We start from the raw sequence: 243 nt of genomic DNA, 5'->3' as shown, positions 1-243 counted from the left end.
TAACGCTTATCCGTGACTCATATTCACTGAGCGGAGGCGTATACGGTTACCGGCGGGTTCATGGCGACCTGAACGAAATCGGGGAGACCTGCGGCAAAAACCGGGTGGGTCGTATTATGCAACTGAACCGGATCAAAGCCGTGCGCGGCTATAAAGCGCCGCGTCGTATCGCCGGCTGACCTTCAGTGGTTGCCCCTAATCGCGTGCAGCGGCAGTTTACTGTTGTCCGGGCCAATCAGGTCT

Annotated in this window: 1 pseudogene; it reads left to right on the top strand. The window is 57.2% G+C overall.

Annotated features, from left to right (window positions below):
* Positions 1 to 243: pseudogene (locus INF68_RS21560) on the top strand (IS3 family transposase); the annotation flags it as partial.

This window comes from Enterobacter cloacae complex sp. P16RS2, from assembly GCF_014982155.1.
Classification (GTDB): domain Bacteria; phylum Pseudomonadota; class Gammaproteobacteria; order Enterobacterales; family Enterobacteriaceae; genus Enterobacter; species Enterobacter cloacae_M.
Note: the sequence above shows the minus strand (reverse complement) of the source record. Positions and strands in the feature narration are given on the sequence as shown.